The sequence below is a fragment of the Pseudomonas graminis genome, assembly GCF_004364335.1.
GTDB lineage: Bacteria > Pseudomonadota > Gammaproteobacteria > Pseudomonadales > Pseudomonadaceae > Aquipseudomonas > Aquipseudomonas graminis_D.
Map to the genome: position 1 here is coordinate 266,869 of NZ_SOCR01000005.1, position 15,380 is coordinate 282,248.

General features: G+C 59.1%; 11 protein-coding genes. 3 read left to right on the top strand and 8 right to left on the bottom strand.

Annotated elements, in window-relative coordinates; all coding sequences use genetic code 11:
- Positions 1-78 precede the first annotated feature (78 nt).
- Positions 79-1,338 (top strand): phosphate regulon sensor histidine kinase PhoR, encoded by a 1,260-nt coding sequence (phoR, locus tag EC919_RS11180; protein ID WP_243842245.1) that lies wholly within the window; start codon positions 79-81, stop codon positions 1,336-1,338.
- Between the two features lie 100 nt (positions 1,339-1,438).
- A complete protein-coding gene (locus tag EC919_RS11185; RefSeq protein ID WP_122623573.1) occupies positions 1,439-2,779 on the top strand; it encodes a hemolysin family protein in 1,341 nt (446 codons plus the stop codon).
- A 251-nt stretch (positions 2,780-3,030) separates the two neighbouring features.
- On the opposite strand, the gene EC919_RS11190 is transcribed toward EC919_RS11185, so the two are convergent.
- The 7 genes from EC919_RS11190 to EC919_RS11220 all read right to left on the bottom strand — a co-directional run bounded on the left by EC919_RS11190 (position 3,031) and on the right by EC919_RS11220 (position 12,128).
- Positions 3,031-3,939: a peptidoglycan DD-metalloendopeptidase family protein gene (locus tag EC919_RS11190; RefSeq protein ID WP_133773890.1), complete on the bottom strand. Its 909-nt coding sequence runs from the start codon at positions 3,937-3,939 to the stop codon at positions 3,031-3,033.
- Between the two features lie 241 nt (positions 3,940-4,180).
- Complete coding sequence (locus tag EC919_RS11195) at positions 4,181-5,077, bottom strand: response regulator (RefSeq protein WP_133773892.1); 897 nt, start codon at positions 5,075-5,077, stop codon at positions 4,181-4,183.
- 173 nt (positions 5,078-5,250) lie between these two features.
- On the bottom strand, positions 5,251-6,009 hold the full coding sequence (phoU, locus tag EC919_RS11200; RefSeq protein WP_133773894.1) for a phosphate signaling complex protein PhoU: 759 nt from the start codon (positions 6,007-6,009) through the stop codon (positions 5,251-5,253).
- Positions 6,010-6,060: 51 nt separating this feature from the next.
- Positions 6,061-6,894 (bottom strand): phosphate ABC transporter ATP-binding protein PstB, encoded by an 834-nt coding sequence (gene pstB, locus EC919_RS11205; protein ID WP_065988194.1) that lies wholly within the window; start codon positions 6,892-6,894, stop codon positions 6,061-6,063.
- Between the two features lie 96 nt (positions 6,895-6,990).
- Positions 6,991-8,661, bottom strand: coding sequence for a phosphate ABC transporter permease PstA (pstA, locus tag EC919_RS11210; protein ID WP_133773896.1), 1,671 nt, complete (start codon positions 8,659-8,661; stop codon positions 6,991-6,993).
- A 15-nt stretch (positions 8,662-8,676) separates the two neighbouring features.
- Entirely contained in the window at positions 8,677-10,962 is a 2,286-nt protein-coding gene (locus EC919_RS11215) for an ABC transporter permease subunit (RefSeq protein ID WP_133773898.1), read from the bottom strand.
- A 185-nt stretch (positions 10,963-11,147) separates the two neighbouring features.
- A complete protein-coding gene (locus EC919_RS11220) occupies positions 11,148-12,128 on the bottom strand; it encodes a phosphate ABC transporter substrate-binding protein PstS family protein (RefSeq protein ID WP_133773900.1) in 981 nt (326 codons plus the stop codon).
- Between the two features lie 404 nt (positions 12,129-12,532).
- Between EC919_RS11220 and EC919_RS11225 the strand changes: the two genes are divergently transcribed.
- Positions 12,533-13,906 (top strand): hypothetical protein, encoded by a 1,374-nt coding sequence (locus EC919_RS11225; protein ID WP_133773902.1) that lies wholly within the window; start codon positions 12,533-12,535, stop codon positions 13,904-13,906.
- Positions 13,907-13,966: 60 nt separating this feature from the next.
- On the opposite strand, the gene EC919_RS11230 is transcribed toward EC919_RS11225, so the two are convergent.
- Entirely contained in the window at positions 13,967-15,262 is a 1,296-nt protein-coding gene (locus EC919_RS11230) for an MFS transporter (protein WP_133773904.1), read from the bottom strand.
- Positions 15,263-15,380: the final 118 nt, after the last annotated feature.

The window sequence follows — 15,380 nt, forward strand, 5'->3', positions numbered from 1 at the left end:
CAGCGATTCAGACCGCTGAAGACAAGGACGCGTTAATTGAATCACAACTGGCATGGCACCCTGATCCGCCACTTGCTGATGTTGGTCACAGCCTCGCTGCTGGCCGGTTTGATCAGCGGGCATTACGGCGGGTGTCTGGCAATCGGTCTGGGGCTTTATCTGGCCTGGACCCTCAAACAGCTGCTGCGCCTGCATGACTGGCTTCGCCATCACAAACCCGACGAGCCGCCGCCCGATGGCTATGGCTTGTGGGGTGAGGTCTTCGACAGCATTTACCATCTGCAACGTCGCGATCAGCGCGTCCGGGGCCGCTTGCAAGCGGTTATCGACCGTGTCCAGGAATCCACTGCGGCGCTGAAAGACGCTGTGATCATGCTCGACAGCGACGGCAATCTGGAATGGTGGAACCGCGCCGCCGAAACCTTGCTGGGCCTGAAAACGCCTCAGGACAGTGGTCAGCCGGTGACCAATCTGGTTCGCCACCCGCGCTTCAAGGAGTACTTCGCGCACGCCAATTACGCCGAACCGCTGGAGATCCCTTCGCCGGTCAACGACCGCCTGCGCATTCAGATGCTGATCACCCGCTACGGCAACAATGAGCATCTGATGCTGGTACGCGACGTGACGCGCATGCATCAACTGGAGCAGATGCGCAAAGACTTCGTGGCCAACGTGTCCCATGAGCTGCGCACACCGTTGACGGTCATCTGCGGGTACCTGGAGACGCTGTTGGATAACGTCGAGGAAGTGAATCCACGTTGGGTCCGTGCGTTGCAGCAAATGCATCAGCAAGGCGGGCGCATGCAGACGCTGCTCAATGACCTCTTGCTGCTGGCCAAGCTGGAAGCCACCGATTATCCGTCCGACAATCAGCCCGTGGCCGTGTCGTCGCTGCTGCAAAGCATCACCAATGATGCTCAAGCCCTGTCGGGAAGCAAGAATCAACAGATCACGCTGGATCTGGAAAGCGACGTCAGCCTCAAGGGCAGCGAGGCGGAGCTGCGCAGCGCGTTTTCCAACCTGATCTTCAACGCGGTCAAATACACGCCGGCCGAGGGCAAGATCCGCGTCCGCTGGTGGAGTGACGGACGTGGCGCCCACCTGAGCGTGCAGGACTCCGGCATCGGCATCGACAGCAAGCACATTCCGCGTCTGACCGAGCGCTTCTACCGCGTCGACTCCAGCCGCGCGTCAAACACCGGCGGAACAGGCCTGGGCCTGGCGATCGTCAAGCACGTGCTGCTGCGACACCGCGCGACACTGGAAATCAACAGCGTCCCCGGCAAGGGCAGTGTGTTTATCTGCAACTTTGCCCCGGCCCAGATGACCAAAGTCTAGGCAAGCCGGTAGATAGCCGCTAAATTGCGTCCCTTGTGCCCTCCAATTGTGAGGGCTTGTTTCATTCCACACTTCAAAACGGAACCTGCAAAACCCCATCATGGACCCTTCCCCTGGTATCAGCCTGGCTTCACTCTTCGCCGATTTCGGCATGATTCTTTTCGCAATGGTGTTGGTTCTGCTCAACGGATTCTTCGTTGCGGCCGAGTTCGCCATGGTCAAACTGCGCTCCACCCGCGTTGAGTCCATTGCCGAGAAAAACGGCTGGCGCGGACGCATTCTGCGCACTGTTCACAGCCAACTCGATGCTTATCTTTCGGCTTGCCAGCTGGGTATTACGCTGGCGTCGCTGGGTCTGGGCTGGGTGGGCGAGCCGGCGTTTGCGCACTTGCTGGCGCCGCTGCTCGAGACGGTGGGCGTGGAGTCGCCTGAAGTCGTTAAGGGCGTGTCGTTCTTCAGTGCCTTTTTCATGATTTCGTACCTGCACATCGTGGTGGGTGAGCTGGCCCCGAAATCCTGGGCCATTCGCAAACCCGAGCTGCTGTCACTGTGGACGGCGGTGCCGCTGTACCTCTTCTACTGGGCGATGTACCCGGCCATCTACCTGCTCAACGCCAGTGCCAACGGCATTCTGCGTATCGCGGGCCAGGGTGAACCCGGCCCGCATCACGAGCATCATTACAGCCGTGAAGAGCTCAAGCTGATCCTGCACTCAAGCCGCGGTCAGGACCCAAGCGACCAGGGAATGCGCGTGCTGGCTTCCGCTGTGGAAATGGGCGAGCTGGAAGTGGTGGACTGGGCAAATTCCCGCGAAGACATGGTTTCGCTGGAATTCAACGCCCCGCTCAAGGAAATCCTCGCGATGTTCCGTCGGCACAAGTTCAGCCGGTACCCGGTGTACGACTCGGACCGCAACGAGTTTGTGGGTCTGTTGCACATCAAGGACCTGCTACTGGAGCTGGCGGCGCTGGATCACCTTCCCGAGTCCTTCAACCTTGCCGAGCTCACGCGGCCGCTGGAGCGCGTATCCAAGCACATGCCGTTGTCGCGTTTGCTAGAGCAGTTCCGTCAAGGCGGCGCGCACTTTGCGCTGGTCGAAGAGGCGGACGGCAAGATCATCGGCTACCTCACGATGGAAGACGTGCTGGAAGTGCTGGTGGGGGACATTCAGGACGAACACCGCAAGGCCGAGCGCGGCATTCTGGCCTATCAGCCGGGCAAGCTGCTGGTACGCGGGGATACGCCGCTGTTCAAGGTCGAGCGTCTGCTGGGCATCGATCTGGACCACGTGGAAGCCGAAACCCTGGCAGGCCTGATCTACGACAGCCTCAAGCGTGTGCCTGAGGAAGAAGAAGTCATGGAAGTCGAAGGCCTGCGCATCATCATCAAAAAGATGAAAGGCCCGAAGATCGTGCTGGCGAAGGTGTTGAAGCTGGATTGATCTCGCCGCCGGCCGGGTCTCGGTTGTGCCATTTCGCTGCCGCTGCGCGCCAGATCGCGGGACAAGCCACGCTCCTACGGGTCTGTGGTGGTTCATCAATCGCAGTGTGGCTATACGCCTGGGCTGGCGCAGAATCTGTAGGAGCCGGCTTGCTGGCGAACGCTGTGGGTCGGCCTGGATCGATTCCACTAGCCAATCCCATTCGCGGGCAAGCGCGCTCCTGCGCTAAGCGGCACCTTACTGGCAGATGATCAATTCCCGCCAATCGCGAAGTTGGGCAGGCTCTGGACCGGTTGCGAGAATTCGTACGGGATCGACTCCAGCGCCAGCCCGACATTGCGCTGCACCACGAAGTGCAAATGCGGGCCGGTGCTGTTGCCGGTGTTGCCGGACCGCCCAAGCGGCGCGCCCACGGCCACATGCTGGCCTTCCTTGACGCTCACCGAGCCCTGCTGCAGATGCAGATAAACGCCCATCGTGCCGTCGTCGTGCAGGATGCGCACGAAGTTGCCCGACGGATTGGCGCCTCGGCCCGATTGAGCATTCTCGGTCTTGATCACGGTCCCGCCCCGCGCAGCGATGATCTGCGTGCCTTCAGGCATGGCGATGTCGATCGCATAGCGACTCTTGGCGCCTTCGTGGCTGTAAGAACCATTAGCGCCCTGACTGATGCGAAACGGCCCGCCCACCCATGGCAACGGATAGCGATAGGCAAATCCACTCGCCGAGACGCCCCGCTGCGGGTCGCCCACGATTGATCGCAGGCTGGGCTTGTAGGCCATGGCCTTGCTGGCGACTTGCGGGCTGAGGGCGATGAGGCGTTCGTTGCTGCGCGCCGCGATGGTGCGGCGAATGACCTGATCCGACACCCCCACCACGTTCTTCACCCCGGCCAGACGCAGTTCGACTTCAACGGGCGCGTAGAGATCATTGCGAACATAGAGGCTGTCGCTGCCGTTGGCTTTCTTGACGCTCAGGCGCACCTGGCTGTCGATGCGCTCGACCATGCGCTCGCGAAGCTTCATCACCTGCGCGCCACGTACAGGCTGGTCGGTAAACGACACCACGCCATTGGCGTCGGTGAACCGATAGATCGTGACTGCCCCGGCGGTCTGCGTGGCCAGCAGTAAGGCACAGACAACCAGCACGCGCTCTAACATCGGGAAAGACCTGGTGAGTGGACGATTGGCGCCCAGCCTAACAGCGATGTCGACGCAATTGGACTCATCCGAATCAATCGGTAATAGACGAAGCGTCAAGGAAATCGCGTCAGCCAGGGGCGCGATCGGAATTGCAATATCTATGCTGGGTGATAGTGCGTTTCGTCAGGCCGTTCTTCGCCTTCGCTGATAAGTCCGTCTTCCAGACGCTGCGCGGGAGCGCAGCGAACTGGCCGGCGAATCAGGCACCCGGCACGAAGTGCTTCTGCGCTGTGCCACGGGCAATCAGGCGCGACAGGTAATCAAGCTTCTGGGTGTCCTTGTCGACGAATCGGAAAGTCACCTGCAGCCAATCACTGTCCGGCTTTTGCTCGAACGCGGCAATCGCGTGCAGATAGCCATTGAGACGCGCGACCTCGGCGTTTTCACCCTGCTCCAGATCGAGCACGGCGCTTTCAAGGATCTGCGGCAGCACTTCGCCACGGCGGACCAGCAGCGACGCTTCTTTGAGCGTCAGCGCCTTGATCACGCAGGGCTGGTTCCCGCTCGGAAGACGCAACTGACCCTGACCGCGACCTGTCGGGGCGGCTGAAGGCGCCGCTTTGACAACAGGCTGAACCAGAGGCTGAGCAGCCTGCGGTGCCGCAGGTGTCGTGTTGACGACCTCGGGGCGATTACCCGTCAAGGCGCTGAGCGAATCATTGGCAAACGCCGCGTTGACGCGGGCCGGACCACTGGACATCAACGCGTCGAGCTTGCCGACCTTGTGCAACGCTTTCTTGACCTTGGTCAGCAGTTGCTCGTTGGTGAACGGCTTGCCGATGAAGTCAGAGACGCCGGCCTGGATCGCCTGAATCACGTTTTCCTTGTCGCCACGGCTGGTGACCATGATGAAAGGCATGGTCTTCAGGTTGTCCTGCTGGCGGCACCAGGTCAGCAATTCCAGCCCGGACATTTCGGGCATTTCCCAATCGCACAACACCAGATCGAACACTTCACGGCTGAGCAGCACTTGCGCCTTGCGGCCATTGACTGCGTCTTCCAAAGCGATCCCCGGGAAGGCGTTGCGCAGGCCTTTCTTGACCAGATCACGGATGAACGGTGCGTCATCCACCACCAATACACTGACTTTACTCATCGACGCTCCTGATGGCGTGTTCACCGTAAATGGCGAGCATTCGCTGGCGGGTGGCCAGCTGCCAAACTGTTTGACGACACCGGGACTTTTACTCGCGGGTGACTAGAAAAATATGGGCAGACCGGAGAAACAAAAACGCCCGGCGGTCGCCAGGCGTTTTTTCTCAGGCAATCTTATTTATCGTCAGGCGTGTCCAGAACATTAATCCTTTCGGCGGTCAGGCCTTTGACTTCTTCCTGCATGCGCTTGAGGCCCAGGTGGCGGACGTCGGTACCGCGCACGAGGTAGATGACCAGTTCGGAGATGTTGCGCGCGTGATCGCCGATGCGCTCCAGCGAGCGCAGGACCCAGATCACGTTCAGCACGCGGGAGATCGAGCGCGGATCTTCCATCATGTAGGTGACCAACTCGCGCAGCGCGGTCTTGTACTCGCGGTCGATGTTCTTGTCGTACTGCGCGACCGACAACGCCAGATCGGCATCGAAGCGGGCGAACGAGTCCAGCGCATCGCGCACCATCTTGCTGACCTGATCGCTGATGTGGCGCACCTCGACGTAACCGCGCGGCGACTCACCCTCTTCGCACAGCTGAATCGCACGGCGGGCGATTTTGGTGGACTCATCGCCGATGCGCTCAAGGTCGATAACCGACTTGGAGATACTGATGATCAGACGCAGGTCGGAGGCAGCGGGCTGACGACGGGCCAGGATGCGCAGGCACTCTTCATCGATGTTGCGCTCCATCTGGTTGATGCGGTCGTCCACCTCGCGCACGCGCTGGGCCAGGCCCGAGTCGGCTTCAATCAACGCGGTGACCGCATCGTTGACCTGCTTCTCGACCAGACCACCCATTTCCAGCAGGTGGCTGCGAACTTCTTCCAGTTCAGCGTTGAACTGCTGGGAGATGTGATGTGTATGGCTGTCTTTGATCATGAGTGTCCGTCCGATTGATTGCGCGGTGGTTCAAGGCTGACGAAACACGTGCTAGCCGTAACGACCGGTTATGTAGTCTTCAGTCTGCTTTTTGGTCGGATTGGTGAACAACGTATCGGTGTCCCCGTATTCGACCACCTTGCCCATGTGCAGAAACGCGGTGTAGTCCGACACGCGCGCCGCCTGCTGCATGTTGTGGGTAACGATCACAATGGTGTATTTGGATTTCAGTTCGTAGATCAGCTCCTCGACTTTGAGGGTCGAAATCGGGTCGAGCGCGGAGCACGGCTCATCGAGCAGCAGCACTTCAGGTTCAACGGCGATAGTGCGGGCGATCACTAGACGTTGCTGCTGACCACCGGAAAGTCCGAGCGCCGACTCATGCAGGCGGTCCTTGACCTCGTCCCACAGCGCGGCGCCACGCAACGCCCATTCCACGGCTTCATCGAGCACGCGCTTCTTGTTCACCCCTTGGATGCGCAGCCCGTAGACCACGTTTTCATAAACGGTCTTGGGAAACGGGTTGGGTTTCTGGAAGACCATGCCTACCCGACGACGCAACTCGGCGACGTCCTCGCCTTTAGTGTAGATGTCGTGGCCATAGAGCTTGATCTCGCCCTGTACGCGGCAGCCGTCCACCAGATCGTTCATGCGGTTGAAGGTGCGCAGCAAGGTGGACTTGCCGCACCCGGACGGCCCGATGAACGAGGTGACGCGTTGTTTCGGGATGTTCATGCGGATGTCGAACAGCGCCTGCTTCTCGCCATAGAAGAGATCCAGCCCCGGCACTTCCAGCGCCACGGCTTCGTTCGCCAGATCCAGCACCTGGCGCTTGCGACCCAGGGCCGACATGTTGATGCCGTGGGCGTGGGGTTCGTGTTGCATGATCTCTCTCCGTTCGTAGCTGCAAGCCTTTAGCTGCAAGCTGCAAATGTGGTGCTGATACGGTATGCGGCTTACAGCTAGCCGCTTGAAGCTGACTCAGTCTTCGAAAGCCTTGTACTTGTCGCGCAGGCGGTTGCGAATGGTCACCGCCGACAGGTTCAGCAGCGCGATTACCAGCACAAGCAGCAGCGCCGTGGCGTACACCAGCGGGCGCGCGGCCTCGACATTGGGGCTTTGAAAGCCGACGTCGTAAATATGGAAACCCAGGTGCATGATCTTCTGGTCGAGGTGCAGGTACGGGTAATTGCCGTCCAGAGGCAATGACGGCGCCATCTTGACCACACCCACCAGCATCAGCGGCGCCACTTCACCCGCCGCCCGTGCCACGGCCAGGATCAGACCGGTCATCATGGCCGGGCTGGCCATCGGCAAAACGATTTTCCACAGCGTTTCGGCTTTGGTTGCGCCCAAGGCCAGCGAGCCCTCGCGCAACGTTAGCGGGATACGCGCGAGACCTTCTTCGGTGGCGACGATCACCACCGGCACGGCAAGCAGCGCCAGAGTCAATGACGCCCACAGCAAGCCGGGCGTGCCAAACGTCGGCGCCGGCAGGGCTTCGGGAAAGAACAGCTGATCCAGAGAGCCGCCCAGTACGTAAACGAAAAAGCCCAGCCCGAACACGCCGTAGACGATCGCCGGAACGCCCGCGAGGTTGTTCACGGCGATGCGGATCAGGCGCGTCATCACGCCCTGACGTGCGTACTCACGCAGATACACAGCGGCGAGCACGCCAAAGGGCGTCACGATGACGGCCATGATCAGGGTCATCATCACGGTGCCGAAGATCGCCGGGAAAATCCCGCCCTCCGTGTTGGCCTCGCGCGGGTCGTCGCTGAGGAATTCCCAGAGCTTCTGAAAGTAGAACCCCAGCTTGGTCATCGTGCCCATGGCGTTGGGTTGGTATGCGTGAACCACCTTGCCGATACTGAGCTCGATCTCTTTGCCGTTGGCGTCACGGGCCGTCAGGCTGTCGCGATTGTATTCGGCGTGCAACGCGCCCAGCTGCGACTCGACCTCCTTGTAGCGGGCGTCGTATTCCGCGCGCTCAGTGGCCATGTCAGCCTGTGCGGCGGCGTCGAGTTCGCCGTTGAGCTCAAGCTTGCGCGCCTGCAGCCGCAGCCGCTCGATGCCGTGGTTGATCGCGCCGATCTCGCCCTTCTCCAGGTCGTCCAGCTGATCGGAAATACCCTGCACTCGCTCGATACGCGCCTGCAGTTGCGGCCATGCGGCTTCGCCTTCGGCGACGACTTTGCCGTCTTCCTTGACGCTGAGCAGATAGCCGTAGAAGTTGCCCCACTCGCGGCGCTCCAGCGTCATCAACTCCGCGGGCTTGCGCTGGTCCTTGAGCCACTCGCCAATGACCCAGTTGAAATCGCTGGGGCTGATATCCCGGTTGCCGACCTTGAACAGATCGCGGGTCATGAACTCGGGCCCCTGATCAGGGACTGGTAACCCGGCGGCCTTGAGCCTGGCGCGCGGCACTTGTTCAGACTGAACCAACTCGCCCACCAGCACGTGGCTGTCCTGCCCCGGAACGTCGTACCGGGCGGAAATGACATCCGCTGGCCAGAAGTGCCCCAGCCCGCGCACGGCGATCACCGCCAACAGGCCGATGGTCATGATCACCGCGATAGAGACCGCACCCGCGCTCAGCCAGACGCCGGGGCCGCCACTGTTGAACCATCGCTTGAGGGAGGTCTGCTTCATCGGTTTCAACCTGCCCTAGAGAGACGAATACTGCTTGCGCAGGCGCTGACGAATCAGCTCTGCCAAGGTATTCATGACAAATGTGAACATCAGCAGCACCAGGGCGGCGAGGAACAGCACGCGATAATGACTGCCACCCACTTCCGACTCGGGCATCTCCACCGCCACGTTGGCCGCCAGGGTGCGCATGCCTTCGAACAGGTTCATGTCCATGATCGGCGTGTTGCCGGTGGCCATGAGCACGATCATGGTCTCGCCGACGGCGCGCCCCATACCGATCATCAGCGCCGAGAAAATCCCCGGGCTGGCCGTGAGAATCACCACCCGAACCAGCGTCTGCCACGGCGTTGCGCCAAGGGCCAGTGAGCCGAGCGTCAGACCCCGCGGCACGCTGAACACGGCGTCCTCGGCAATCGAATAGATGTTGGGAATGACCGCAAAACCCATGGCGATCCCGACCACCAGTGCGTTGCGCTGGTCGTAGGTGATGCCCATATCGTTGGTGATCCACGCACGCATGTCGCCGCCGAACAACCAGTTCTCCAGGTGCGGGCTCATGCTCAGTGAGACCCAGCCAATCAGCAGAATGACCGGAATCAGAATCGCGCTTTCCCAACCGTCGGGCACCCGCAGGCGAATCGAGTCGGGCAAGCGCGTCCAGCCGAACCCTGCCAGCAAGATGCCGATGGGGGTGAAGATCAGCAGGCTAAAAATGCCCGGCAGGTGCCCTTCCAGATACGGCGCCAGGAACAGCCCGGCGAAGAACCCGAGAATGACCGTCGGCATCGCTTCCATCAGCTCGATGATCGGCTTGACCTTGCGACGCATGCGCGGCGCCATGAAGTAAGCGGTGTAGATAGCCGCAGCGACTGCAATCGGCGCAGCCAGCAGCATGGCGTAGAACGCGGCTTTGAGCGTGCCGTAGGTGAGTGGCGCAAGGCTCAGCTTGGGTTCGAAGTCACTGTTGGACGCGGTGGATTGCCAGACGTATCTGGGTTCGTCGTAGTTCTCGTACCAGACCTTGTTCCACAGGGCGCTCCAGGAAATCTCCGGGTGCGGATTGTTCAGGTTCAAAGGCAGCAGCTTGCCGTTGTCTTCAACGATGATGCGATCCGCTCGCGGCGACAGACCCATCACGGCCGGGCCGCTGGCAATCGGGTCGATCAACAGCGTGCGGTGAGCGGTGCTGTGAAAAACGCCGAGCTTCCCGGAGGTGTCCATGGCAATGAAGCCTTTGCGGCGTTGCTCGGCGGTGATCTGGGAAATCGGCGCGCCACTCATTTTGAAGTCACGAATGTGCTGCAGACGCATCTCGCCATCGACGTCACGGGCCATGAACCACTGCGCGATATTGCCTCTGGAGCTGCCGATCACCAGCGAGATGCCACCGACCAGCTGCGTGCTGGCGGTGGTTTCGGCGTTGGCGTCCTCAAGTAGTTTGTAGCGGCCGTTCAAGGTGCGGTCGCGCAGGTCGAACACATCCACCAGCGCGCGACCGTTGATCACGTACAGCCATTGCTGGCGAGGATCGACGTAGATGGCTTTGACCGCCGCCGACAGCTGCGGCAATTCGATACGACTTTGCTCGCGGCTGGTTTCGCCCGTCATCAGGTTTTCGGATTGGGTCAGCGACAACACGTGCAGCTGGGTACCGGTTGCACCGGCCAGAATCAGAGTCGTGTCGCTGGCGTTCAGATTGACGTGTTCAAGCGCCCGCCCTCCGTCGTCCAGTACCAGCGGCGTCTCGCCGTAGGGATAGGTAATCGTGGGGGTGATGGTTTTTTTATTGTCGGGATAGCTGATCGGGTAAGCGTGCTTGAACACCAGCACCTGGCCGTTGGACAGGCCGACCGCAATCAAAGGCTTGCCGGGCTGATCCTGCGCCACCGACGTCACCTTCGCGCCAGCAGGGATCGGCAAGGCGACGCGGGAGATTTCGCCGCCGTCCTTGAGGTGGAAAAACAGCGCTTCGCCCTTGTCGGACACGCGCATGGCGACCTGATTCTGCTCTTCGATGACCAACACCATGGGCTTGCCGGCATCCTGCAGCCAGGCGGGTGTTTGAGTATCGCTGCGCGTCAGTTTCGCACCCTGGAACAACGGCGCGACGACGTAGGCCAGGTAGAAGAAGATCAGCGTGATGGCGGCCAACACGGCGAGACCGCCCACTAACACGTACCAGCGCGTAAGGCGGTCTTTGAGCGCACGAATCCTGCGCTTGCGTTGCAGCTCGGGCGCATTGAAATCGATGCGCTCGGGGCGGGGGTTTTCGGTCATTGATGAATTGGCCAAATCATTCATGCGCACACCGTAGCCGCTGTGTATGACAAATACATTACAGCGAGGTGACGCAAAAAAGCCCGCCGCCCCTGAATCGGGGCAACGGACTGTTCAGTGTTCTGCGAGCCTCGTTCCATAAGGCCTTTGTCGTTTGTGGCGGGACGAACCTGTCACCCCGCATCAGGGTTGTCTGGGCAGCGCGCTCGCTACCGTTCTTGTAGCCCCAGATCAGCCAAGGCTTTGCTGACGACCTTGGCTGGTAACGGAATGTACCCGTCTTTCATGACAACTTCCTGACCTTGTTTTGACAGGATCAATCTGACGAACTCGGCTTCGAGCGGGTTCAACGGTTTGTTGGGCGCTTTGTTGACGTACACATAAAGGAAGCGTGCCAGCGGGTAGGTGCCATTCAGCGCGTTGGCTTCGTTGTCTTCGACAAACTCGCCGCCCTCTTTTTTCGCGAGGGGCACGGTGCGCACGCTGGACGTTTTATAGCCAATGCCCGAATAGCCAATGCCGTTCAGCGAATTGCTGATGGAGCTGACCACGGACGCAGAGCCAGGCTGTTCGTTGACGTTGGGTTTGAAGTCGCCCTTGCACAGCGCCTCTTCCTTGAAATAACCGTAAGTGCCGGAGACCGAATTGCGCCCGAACAGCTGAATGGCCTTGCCGGCCAAATCCCCCGTCACGCCTACATCGCCCCAGGTTTTTGCATCGGTCCTGGCGCCGCACAGCCGGGTCGCGGAGAAGATCGCGTCAACCTGCTGCAGCGTCAGGCCCTTGATCGGGTTGTCCTTGTGAACAAACACCGCCAGCGCATCGACGGCGACGGGAATCGCCGTCGGTTTGTAGCCGTGCTTCTGCTCGAATGCAGACAATTCGCCGTCCTTCATCTTTCGGCTCATAGGCCCCAGCGTCGCAGTGCCCTCGGTCAATGCGGGGGGCGCTGTTGAGGAGCCGGCGGCCTGAATCTGGATGTTCACGCTTGAGTATTCTTTCTTATAGGCCTCGGCCCACATCGTCATCAGGTTGGCCAACGTATCCGAGCCCACGCTGGACAGATTCCCGGAGACACCACTGGTTTTGACGTAGGGCTTGATCGCAGGATCGACGGCGGCAACCGCAGTCGCGGTGGTAAAGCCAGCAGCGACAAAAGTCAGTGCAGTCATCAAACGCTTGAGTGTCATGCCTTGCTCCTGGCGAGGTAAGAGTGCTGACCGGTGGATGCTGGCCATGTGACCAATCTATGACTGGATTGTGACATCGAGATGAATGCCGGCAACCTTTTTTTGGAGGACTTCAACTTCAACACTCGCCGGAGTTTGGCGCGTTACAGCTTAACAAGCCTTTAATATGGATGATGTCGAAATAATCTACGCGCAGGGTTCAAACGCCTGGAGCGGCTAGCCTGAAAATGATGGGCGCACCCCAAGGTGTGTGAAAGATCATCACGCCAAGAAAGTAGAGAAGTCGCGATAATCAACAGCGCTGCTTATTTCAAATCCAACTAACTAACCCAGAAGCACCTTGCTAAATTAATAATCAGTGACTCGTTATTGCCTTACAGCTCTCGGAAGAAAAGGAAGTAGCCATGAAATCGCCAAACAACCTGCACACCCATGAAAAAATCGACGATTACTTGATTCGCACTGATAATCAACCCGCAGCAGGTCTTTTTGGGGTATTAGATTATGACGCCAGCTTCGGAAATAGCGGACGGCTCTACCTGCCCTTCAAGGCGGAAGAGGGCTGGGCGAGCGGTGTCATTCAGTGTCCTTCAACCAATAATGCCGCCAAGTACCTGGCGACCTACTTTGAAAAACATAGTGTAAATGATCCGGATCATCGGTCAGTCGCTTGCCTTGCCCGTTTCGACGGTGCAGGGGAACTCGACAAAAGCTTCGGCACTGATAACACTGGTGTCGTTGATGTGCCATTCGCTGATACAGGCACCTCTGTACTTCTCGGGATTCATGCGCCAGACGATTCAAGTCCCATCACCCTGTGGGGGTACTCTTATGGATCAACAGGATCTGATGCCTACATTACCCAATGGACTCACGACGGTAAATCTAGCTCTCTTTTCGCGCCGCTCAATATCAGCGAACTGCTCAAGATCCGCTTCAGCGACCTCAAGATCCGCTCACAGCTTGGAAAAGGAAATGCATGCCTTGTACAGGCTGACAGCAATATTTACGCCGTTGTAATCACTGAGAAAGAAGATAACCTCGAATGCTACTTAATTAAAATCACGCCTACTGGCACGCTTGATACATCGTTTGCGGACGCAGGCGTCTTGAAAATCCAGCATCCCGTTCGTCCCACGATACCTATCTCCCTATCGTCTATCGCTCAAGATAAACTTGGCAACATTTACGCGTGCGGATATGCCGACCAACCGACTGGGAAATCTATCGGAATTTTGATGAAGGTGTCTCCATTGGGTATTTTGGATCAAGATTTTGGAGAGCAGGGTGTCGTAGAGTTGAACAGCACTCAGGAAGAACTAGCCTATTACCTCAAAGGTATCTATGTGGACGATATCAAGGACAACAAGATAGTGTTAGTCGGCTCTGCCTTTAACGGAGCGATATTCAAAGGTATGGTCACGGTGCTGCAGCCAGACGGCTCCCTTGATACAACCTTCAACAAAGGTGTTCCGGTCATTCATAAGTTCTACGACGGCGCAAACGACGCGTGGTACATGGCTCGGTATGAGGTGAGTGGCGAGCCTGAACGTAAACTCCTGATCAGCGGTGGATTCACTGCCGGCCCTGTGCTGGGCCGCTTCAACGATAACGGAAGCGTCGATTCCAGCTTGGCGGGAGCGACATTCGGAACCTTGTACAACGTGAAGTTTTACCCTAACAACGGGTTCAGCTTCGTCCAGCCGAAGCCTGGTCAGATCCTGATCGCGGGTAACTCTGCTGGCAAAGTCCCGACGATCCACGCACTGAAGCTCTAATGCGTTACTCGCTCGCGGGCCAGAACCGGCTCGCGAGCGGCTTGGACGTGAATCAGATGCTCATTGGGCAGGTTTACGGCGCAGCAGATACACGCCGATCCCCATCCCCAACGCACACAGGACCGCCACGTACCATGAGGGCGCCATCGGGTTCACCTTGTTCAGCCCCTGCACCACCATCGGCGTCAGCCCGCCGAAGATTGCGTAGGCCAGGTTGTAGGAAAAGGACAGCCCTGAAAACCGAACCACCGGCGGAAACGCTTTGACCATCACGAATGGGACGGCGCCAATGGTGCCAACGAACAATCCTGTGATCGCGTAGAGCGGATAAAGAAGCTCGGGCTGCGTGCCAACCGTGTGATAGAAGGTCCACGAACTGACCAACAATCCCAGCGATCCGAACAGGAACACCAGGCCAGCGCCAACGCGGTCTGCCAGTGCTCCCGCGCCTATACAGCCCAGGCTCAGAAAGACAATGGCAAGGCTGTTGGCTTTCAAGGTAAGCGCTGGCGCGAAGCCAAAGTTGGTCTGCAGCAGTGTCGGCGTCATGAGGATGACCACGACGACGCCTGCCGACAGCAGCCAGGTCAGCGCCATCGACAACACCACAGCACCGCGATGATCACGCAGGACGGCCTTGAGAGGGACCTCTTCAGCCAGCTGCTTGCGCAGTTGCAGCTCGGCGAACACTGGCGTTTCGTGCAACCAGCGGCGCAGGTAAACCGACATCAGACCGAAGACGCCACCGAGCAGGAAAGGAATTCGCCAGGCGTAGTCCGATACTTCAACGGGCGAGTACACGCTGTTGATCCAGGTGGCGACGAGCGAGCCGAGCAAAATCCCGGCCGTCAGACCGGACGTGAGGGTACCGCAGGCGTAACCGACGTTACGGGCGGGAACGTGTTCGGAAACGAATACCCACGCGCCAGGCACTTCTCCGCCGATGGCGGCGCCTTGAATGACGCGCATCAGCAGCAGCAAGAGCGGCGCCCATATGCCGATCTGCGCGTAGGTGGGCAACAGGCCCATGATCAGCGTTGGCACGGCCATCAGGAAAATGCTCAGGGTGAACATTTTCTTGCGGCCCAACAGGTCGCCAAAATGCGCCATGACGATGCCGCCCAGCGGCCGAGCCAGATAACCGGCGGCAAAAATGCCAAACGTTTGCATCAAACGCAGCCATTCGGGCATGTCTACGGGGAAAAACAGCTTGCCTACCACGGCCGCGAAGAACACGAAAATGATGAAGTCGTAGAACTCCAACGCTCCGCCCAGGGCAGACAGTGAAAGGGTTTTGTAATCGTTGCGGTTCAGCGGGCGCGAAGGCTGCGTAGCACTTAAAGGCACAGAGGACATGACAATGGCTTCTCTTTTGAGGCTCTCTTTGGGCGAAAAATCAACGGTGACTCAACCGTGGGTAACGGCTTCACACGCGATTTCTCGACTCGAAAAGTTAATCGGGCATCAAAATTGC